We start from the raw sequence: 7,990 nt of genomic DNA, 5'->3' as shown, positions 1-7,990 counted from the left end.
GGTACGAGACCCTGCACACCCACAAACCCCACACCACAGAAGGAAGACCCACAATAATGAGTCCTAATTCAACCCATTCACTTGTGGTATATCCAGGCTTATGATCCTGTGAAACAAGAGTCGCGATAGTCATAAGGCCCAAAAGAAAAGCCAAAAAGAGTAACAGCAAAAGCGCTACCCATAAGAGCATTTTCATGAACCATGAGGCTTGTACCCGCACCGAGGCCAACACCCGCACCACAGCCCGAGGGTCAGAGGCTTCTTCTAATATCTGCTGAATTTTCTGCTCACGCTCACGCCGACGTCCTTCAAATACTGCTGAGAGCCAAAACGTCCCCACCACAAAGACTAGGCAGAAGAGACCAAAGATAAGTTCACTGCTCATCAGCAGCTACCGCCCCTGAAGTGCCGGTCTGAAGACTAGCCCCGGGAGCTTCGGATTCCCCACGAGCATTTTTAATGTTGCCGCCATAGGTTTTCGCCCCAGCAGTACCAGCACTTTTGATCGTGTTAATTCCTACTTTCTGAATCATCTTCTGAGCCTTCTCCTTAAGGACTAGTGGGCTTAGCGGGTGCATGTACTACTCTATCTTCTCGCACGGATGTTCCAGCAGGTATAGAACACCAGAATTAGAACCAAGCGAATCTTCCAGAGCTTTGCGATCAATACTTGAATCCAGACGAGGCCAACGACCCTCAGTGACACGAAAAGAAACATAGAACAGGAGCTGTTGCAAAGACATTCCAACAGGACGTACCACGACTTTTTTGCCTGTACTGCTACGCAAAATAAAACGATCCTGGTAAGGCTTAAGATTGTACTCTGCAATATTCACATAAGAAATATACTTCTTTCTGCCCATAAAAACCTTATATGTAATACCTTCATCATCAATAGTGATATATGAATATCTATAATTACGAAAAATATGTATAATAATCATGATATATATTGCCAAAGGGGTCCATATCGGCCATACGGTCACAAATTCCAGTCCAGCATACAAATAAAGAGTTATATAGATATATACTATAAAAACAAAAAATATATATGATATAACAGCAGCAATTTTATGCACTATTTTAAGGCGATATGTCACCACATCTTCAAGCTTATAATAGTTTATTTTAGTAGTAACAAATTTAGAAGCTATCAATACCCCCAGCGAAGGTAATATTGCAGCAACAAGAGGTATCATAAGCCTGATAATATCTGTCACTATTATCGCCTCCTTACCAGAATGTTTTTATTAATCTTATTATTATGAAGGTCATCCTGTTTCTCTAAAAAGAATTTTACAGAGATGAGAGCATCCCCTGAGAATGCACCTTCTGCTATATTCTTTCCTCACTCTTGAAGGTAAGACCAGAGTAAGACATTACAAGGTCCTGTGTTTCCTCTGGATCGTCATAAAAACATTGGATTTTGTCTTGATCGTCTGAGTGATCATGCTGAGCCCAATACCCTGTTGTGAGGCGGAAGGCAAGCTGAGGTATCAAAAGACCGGCATTAGTGAGTTTGGGGTCGAAGCGTAATGTACCGTGCTGTGTTTTGAGTATCATCCAGGTTAGATCTCCCTCACGGGCGTAATACCGATATTTATGAATGTTTCGGTAGGTTGCTTGATATTTTTTACCCCATGTGTTCGACCATGAAAACCCTTCCGGGGTAGTCCACAGGTAGAAATTCTTTCGACTCAGGTAATAATAAACACCAGAGTACCACCCTACATTCATCGCTGGTAAAAATATAACTGTCCCAGGGTATTCTGGGATATAAATTCCTATGAGTGAAAGAATGATAATAGGGATAGACGATAGCAAAAGTATAATATTAGCAAGAATTCCTTGGAACTTATCTTTTGTGCCCCGGTACGGGTATTTCAAATTCCGATAATTCCAGTTCCGCTGAGCATATAGTAGAAATATACACGATATGCCGAAAAGAATGAGGCTTCCTACCCCAAGAACCTGAATCATTTCTTTCCTTAAGTTTCTCAAATACCTACCGTAGAGTCGTGTTTTTATTCTTCCGAAGGCCTTCTTGCAATAAAAGCTAGAATAATATAGCCTACAAAAAATATGATTGTTATCATCATGGCCCATCCTGCAATGGGGAATAGCAAAGGCCGCCTCTGAACAATGTTCGTAAAACTCTCCACGAACTCCTCGACATCCCTAGCAGGAACAGATTCAGGAGTTTCTCCCAAAGTATCAGAGCGCTCATTCTTATGCACAGTACTTCCCTCAGCAGACGAGTCTTCTCCTGCTTTGCCGAATGTTGGCACACGATGCGAGGACGGTGTGGCACCCCAGTCCATGGTATACGCCGAGGTTATTTTCTGATAGTAGTTCTTTTGTTTTTTCTCGCTTCGATACGAGAGGTAACTACAGATAACGATGCCACTAAAGATGAGGGAATAATAAATATAGTTTCCCATTGTTGTTACTCTCCAGGCCCCTTATACTCTTTATCCCTATTATTCCTACCAATAACTTATGATTTCGACCTTTAAGTCAGGACTTCCCGTGAGTGAGTACAGCGCCTACACTGCCGGAGGTAGAAATCTAAACATCACCCCTTAAAGGTCAGGTTGGTTGTACTCGACCGGTGCATGTCCGTTCCCGTATATGCATGATTCGGCAACCGCCTCACGCGCGAAGCAGCCCGACATGCCGCGCCTAAATGTACTGTTCATGACGAATATCCTTGACTAACCCTTATGTGAAGGTTAGGGTAAATATATCCTATACAGTGTTCTGTGACACTCGCAAACATTAACTATATCTACGTTGATATAACTACAACCACACAAGGAGCAGCTATGCCGCACGTCCGCCCTGAACCTATCGCCCCTGAAAACAGCGGTTCACCAAGTTCTTTGGGCGGTAAGCCTGCGCCTATGCCTGAGCTCAAGCATGTTGATCCTCCGCAAAGCTCTGTTGACGACAATATGAGTATCGGCACGGCTGATAAGCCGCGCGCTATGCCTGACGTTCAGTTTGATGATGGGGCATCCGATAACCTCAGAAATGCGCTGAATTCTGCCGCAGACACTATCGAAACCCAGCAGGGTGGACGAGACGGTCTTTTTGATACTGCACGAGATAAATTTGAGGGCAAATACGCCCACGACTTTCATATGTGCCACGTACAACTTGCCAATAACTCCGCCAACGTTGTGGCGATGCTCCGTTATGGCGCGAAGCTGGTAGATTACATCAAAGAGTGCGCACATGTTGAAAACGAAAACCGTAAGAAAGCCCGGGAGTGGGAGAACCGCAACGGTTTGCAGCAAACTTGGGATGGTGTTGTTCTCAACAAACACCGTCCCGATTATGCTCCCAACCCGTCGAAACCTGCTGAGCCCGGCTCTGCCCCGCAGCGCGATGTCAATGCTGGCGCCCCTGATGCATCCGGCGGCACTTCCTCTGCTATTCCAGAGAACCTCGACGGCTACAATACTGCCTGTGTATCCTACGACAACGAAGCAGGCCTCAAGCATACCGACATTACGAATGCGCTAACACATACACAAGTTCGTGCCATCACGGGTCGCTCGATATCAGCGAAACAATCAACAGCATGGCGGGGTGGCTTCAACAGAGCAACCAGGTCAATACCTGGGTTTCTGGAGTTGCCCAGGATTTTAGGGATGCTGGGTCTGGCACCGGTAACATCAAAACCGTCTCGAATGCGTATCTGGATCAGCGTATGCAGGAGCGTGGAACTGGTGCTCCTCAGGTTCAGAAAATCGAGGTTCATCCCGCTCAGGTCACGGGCGAAATCCCTACTTCCGGCTTCGCAAATGATCCGGTAAACGTGGCAACGGGTAACTTCATTGAGCCTGAAACCGACCTTTCTTTCCCGGGAACTTTTGCGCGTAATCTGAACCTGAAACGTATGTATAACAGCTTGGCTGTGACTAACTCGCAAGATATTCCTTCGGGTGTTTTTGGCATCGGATGGTCCTCTACTCTGGATCAGCGTCTTGAGTTTGATGCTGACAAAGCATCATGGTTTACCGCCGATGGGCGCATCCTCACGTTCGCGCGTGAAGGTGAAGGATTCGCGCGTGCCTCCGGGGAAGCATGGTGGCTGACAAAGGCAGAACCGGGTTCTGATGCATATGCGCGAGTTGAAGCCTCGCAGCGTGAAACACAGCAACAGCTCAAGAGTTCTCGTGGCTTAGATGAATCCGCAGATCAAGCTCTCACGCAGGAACCCTTCTATTGGATCGTGATGAATAACGCTCACGAATCCTTTGGGTTCAGCGCTTCTGGGGATTGGGTGAGTGCTACTGATGGGCACCCATCAAATACTGTGGTCGCATTCCGTGACGCGCAGGGACAGGTTACAGATCTGGTGCATCCAGGATCCCAGCGCGGGATTCGTGTGAACTATGAAGCGCTAGTTCAAAGCACTGAGGCTCCCGAGTATCGCCCGATTAGTGCTTATACTTACAACACGACTGGCGCCGAAGCCGATACGCCGCTAATGGCCGCAGAATATTCGTATGAGGGTGAGTATCTGACGAGTGTGGCAACAAATGCGGGTGTCCGTTCGTATACTCACACGGATGCCGGACTTATCCGTGAGGTTATCAATGCCAACGGGATTGTAGAGGTTACCAACACCTACGATGAACTGGGCCGGGTAGTTCACCAGCTCACCGAGTATGGGCGCGAAGTTTCGTATACCTATACCCCGAGCTTGGTTACTATCGTGGCGGATGCTGAAACAGGGGATAACTCTAACCTCTGGACAAGCGATTCTAAGGGACGCTTGATCGGAATCACCGCTACCGACGGCAGTCGACAGACCATGCGGTACGATTCTTTCGGAAACCGTGTGGGTATTACTGAGCGCGATGGTTCTAGGACCGCGCGCGTATTCGATAACCGAGGCAGGCTGAAGCGTGAACGTACTCCCGAGGGTACCGACTATACTTACGGGTGGGATGAACACGATCGCATAACCGGCGTATCTGTGCGGGATGCACGTGATCCTCGCAATCTGGGTACACCAATGACCGTGAGCTATGAATATGCGGATTCGGTGAACCCAAACCCAAGCGCTGTGATTGACGCAGACGGTGCTCAGACGCTTTATGATTGGGACGACAGGGGTCTTCTTACCCGAGTCACTGACCCGACGGGTGTATCCACAACCTTCGAGTACGATGCTTACGGTGATCTCGTGCTCGTGACAAACGGTGCGGGTAATACTACAACCTTGATACGTGATGACCACGGACGTGTTATTGGGGTTATAGATCCGCTTGGTCGTCGCGGTACGGCGACGTACAATTCTTCGGGCGCGCTTGCGAGTATTGAAAACGCAGATGGTGCCCGCTGGACTTTTGCGTACCCCGAGTTTGCCGTAGAATCCCTTCCCTCGCTGGTACGTAACAGCACCAATACGTCTTGGAGTCGTGGAAATCTCCCCATTTCGGTAACGGATCCCTACGGTGCCACTATCCGGTTTACCTACAATGCAGGCGGGGAAATTGCTAGTGTTACTAACCCGCTAGGTCATACGACCGAAGGCACTTTTGACACATGGGGTAACCTTGTTGGTCTCACTACCGCCAGCGGTGCCGTATGGAATTATGTTTATGATGGTTTGTCTCAGCTGGTTGAGGCTACTGACCCGAGCGGTGCTGTCACCCGGTATTCCTATGATTTGAACGGCGAGTTGTCGTCGGTGACGGATGCTACCGGTGTTGAAATTAAACGCAGGGTAGATCGTCAGCGCGGTATTGAGGAGATCGCGGATGCGTTCTCGTCCTCGTTCATTCATACGGATATTTTCGGTCGGGTTACGTCTGAGCAGAAGCGTGCCCGGGGCGGGTCTTCTGCGAAGAAGGCCGATGTTGAGAGCGAGTTCATCACTTATGATGCCGCAGGTCGCCCGGTTGAGATTCTTGATGCTGCCGGTGGGCTGACCCGTTGTGAACGTGATGGTGCTGGGCGTGTGCTGCGGGTGATCTCTGCAGCTGGCCGTATCGAGACCTATGAGTATGATGCTGCCGGGCGGGTGATCTCTCATGCTGTTGGCCTGGATACTCCCGGGCGGTACACCGATGAAGAGGGGGTTTCGCGGGTTGTTGAGCCTTCTGCTTGGGCGATAACCCGGCTGGAGTATGATGCCGCTTCGCAGATTATTAGGCGTGTTAACCCTGACGGGTCGGTGGAGAAGATCACTTATGATGTGTGTGGTCGAGTGACCGGTGTGGAGTCTGGTGCACGTGTGGCATCGTACGAGTACGATTTGTGTGGTCGCCTGGTTGGTGTGCGCGATAGTGCTTTCGGGCAGCGAAGGTTTAAGTACGATGCTGCCGGTCAGATTATCCAGGCAACGGACGGTCTGGGGTTCCGCACGCATTTCTCGTATACCGCAACCGGGCAGGTTTGCCGTGTTGTCGATGCTTCCGGTCAGGTGACTGATTATGAGTACGATGCGCTAGATCGTCTGGTGCGTGTGATTAAGGCTGCGGGTACGGATGATGAGTCGGTGCAGGAGTACGCCTATGATGCTGCCGGTCGTCTGATTCGTGCTCACGATGGTGTACGCGAGTATACGCATACTTATGATTACGCTGCTGGTGGTCGCCTGGCGCATACGTGTGTTGATGGTGTGAAGGCTGCCGAGTTTGGGGTCGAGGATCAGGGTCGTACCGTGTGGGTGCGCGATTACGCTAGTGCTCAGGCCCTTGAAGCTGGCGCGTCTGAGGATGCGTTTGTACAGCATCGGTTTGTGTATGATGCACGCGGTTTGCTGATGGAGCGTTCACGTTCGGGCGTGATAACCGATACTGCGGGTCCGTGCTCTGGCACGGCGGATGTAGATGCGCAGGTTCAGGTGTTGAATACTTTCACGAACACGGGCGCGTACACACTCACGTTGGGGTACGATGCCGACGGTTACCGTACGCGCATGGTGACCCCGTACGGTGAGACTGCGATTGCCCACGATGGTGCTGGTCGCGTGGTGAGTATGTCACGCGCTGATCAAGATGCTCACCGTGAGAGCCCGGCGGCGCAGTATTCCTACGATGCGATGGGCAGGCTGATCCGTGCCCAGTTAGGCGACATTCTCTCGCGCTGGGAGTTTGATAGTGAGTCCGGTCTGGTGTGCTCGTACTCGCGCGAGAACACAGCGAAGGCGGATTCGGTTGAGCGTACCGAGGTTATTCGTGATGAGCAGGGTCGTATTGTGGGCTTGGATTCTGCCGATGGGCTGGTGGTGTATACCTATGATGCTGCCGGCCAGTTGACGGGTTCTCGTGCTGGTGATCTGGAGTTTGAATGGGTCTTTGAATCCGGGCTCATGGTTTCTGAGCGCACTTGGCGTCATTCCAATGGCACGGACGAGCCTGAGGAGACTTCGCGGGTACTGTCGGGTGAACGTTCGTTCGCCTATAACCGTTTGAACCAACTCACCGAAATTATTGCTACCGACCGTACAGCGGAGCATACGTCCACGACAGTGACCACGTATGAGTACAATGCCGCTGGTGAACGTACCTGTGAGATTATCACCGATGACAGGGGTGTACAACGGGTTCGTGAGTACGCTTGGGGCGCGTATTCCGGGCTGGCCTCGGTAACGGATACGTATGTGACTGCTCACGGCGGTGAAGCTGCATCACGGGTTCGTATGGTAACTGATGTGACTGGTGAACTTGCCCAGGTAGCCGGGGTGAATGGTGTTTCGGTGCCGTTGTTGTGGGATCCGGATGCTGCTATGCCACAGATTTTAGGTGCTGGCGGCGTGCCTGCTCCCGGGTCTGACGGCGGTTTCTCCCAGGTTGGTATTGCCGGTGGTTTTGACCCGTGGGCTGTGCCGTCCATACTGGGTTCTGCACCGGATGCCCAGGGGATGAATATTCCTGGTCTTCCGCATGTTTTGAGTGCGGATGATAGCGGTGTGTGGGAATCTATGCTTCCTGCCGGGTTCTCGTTTACCGGTGCCGGGTCTGTGCGT

At 50.5% G+C, this 7,990-nt stretch carries 6 protein-coding genes and 1 pseudogene; 2 read left to right on the top strand and 5 right to left on the bottom strand.

The window, feature by feature from the left end:
* The 5 genes and pseudogenes from HMPREF3016_RS01300 to HMPREF3016_RS01280 form a co-directional block, all read right to left on the bottom strand.
* Positions 1–385, bottom strand: a pseudogene (locus HMPREF3016_RS01300) (hypothetical protein); the annotation flags it as partial.
* Complete coding sequence (locus HMPREF3016_RS01295; RefSeq protein ID WP_048751190.1) at positions 375–533, bottom strand: hypothetical protein; 159 nt, start codon at positions 531–533, stop codon at positions 375–377. The pseudogene HMPREF3016_RS01300 and the gene HMPREF3016_RS01295, both read right to left, overlap by 11 nt.
* A gap of 48 nt (positions 534–581) precedes the next feature.
* Positions 582–1,220 carry a hypothetical protein gene (locus HMPREF3016_RS01290; RefSeq protein WP_246828409.1) on the bottom strand — a complete coding sequence of 213 codons (639 nt, stop codon included), beginning with the start codon at positions 1,218–1,220 and terminating at the stop codon, positions 582–584.
* A gap of 115 nt (positions 1,221–1,335) precedes the next feature.
* On the bottom strand, positions 1,336–1,980 hold the full coding sequence (locus HMPREF3016_RS01285) for a hypothetical protein (RefSeq protein WP_037231322.1): 645 nt from the start codon (positions 1,978–1,980) through the stop codon (positions 1,336–1,338).
* 44 nt (positions 1,981–2,024) lie between these two features.
* The gene (locus HMPREF3016_RS01280; RefSeq protein WP_070739569.1) at positions 2,025–2,441 is read right to left on the bottom strand and encodes a hypothetical protein; all 417 of its coding nucleotides are present in this window, start codon (positions 2,439–2,441) and stop codon (positions 2,025–2,027) included.
* A 384-nt stretch (positions 2,442–2,825) separates the two neighbouring features.
* On the opposite strand from HMPREF3016_RS01280, the gene HMPREF3016_RS11200 reads away from it, so the two are divergent.
* Both HMPREF3016_RS11200 and HMPREF3016_RS01270 read left to right on the top strand, forming a co-directional pair.
* Positions 2,826–3,821, top strand: a complete 996-nt coding sequence (locus HMPREF3016_RS11200) for a hypothetical protein (RefSeq protein WP_246828408.1) — start codon at positions 2,826–2,828, stop codon at positions 3,819–3,821.
* The coding region (locus HMPREF3016_RS01270) for a DUF6531 domain-containing protein (RefSeq protein WP_246828410.1) at positions 3,716–7,990 on the top strand (4,275 nt) is incomplete at its 3' end. The genes HMPREF3016_RS11200 and HMPREF3016_RS01270, both read left to right, overlap by 106 nt.

The organism is Rothia sp. HMSC065D02, assembly GCF_001815285.1.
Taxonomy (GTDB): domain Bacteria; phylum Actinomycetota; class Actinomycetes; order Actinomycetales; family Micrococcaceae; genus Rothia; species Rothia dentocariosa.
Note: the sequence above shows the minus strand (reverse complement) of the source record. Positions and strands in the feature narration are given on the sequence as shown.

Excerpts from the sequence above, each read along its gene's own strand:
- HMPREF3016_RS11200 (WP_246828408.1), top strand. The coding sequence starts at position 2,826 with ATGCCGCACGTCCGCCCTGAACCTATCGCCCCTGAAAACAGCGGTTCA.
- HMPREF3016_RS01285 (WP_037231322.1), bottom strand. The coding sequence starts at position 1,980 with ATGATTCAGGTTCTTGGGGTAGGAAGCCTCATTCTTTTCGGCATATCG.
- HMPREF3016_RS01295 (WP_048751190.1), bottom strand. The coding sequence starts at position 533 with ATGATTCAGAAAGTAGGAATTAACACGATCAAAAGTGCTGGTACTGCT.
- HMPREF3016_RS01280 (WP_070739569.1), bottom strand. The coding sequence starts at position 2,441 with ATGGGAAACTATATTTATTATTCCCTCATCTTTAGTGGCATCGTTATC.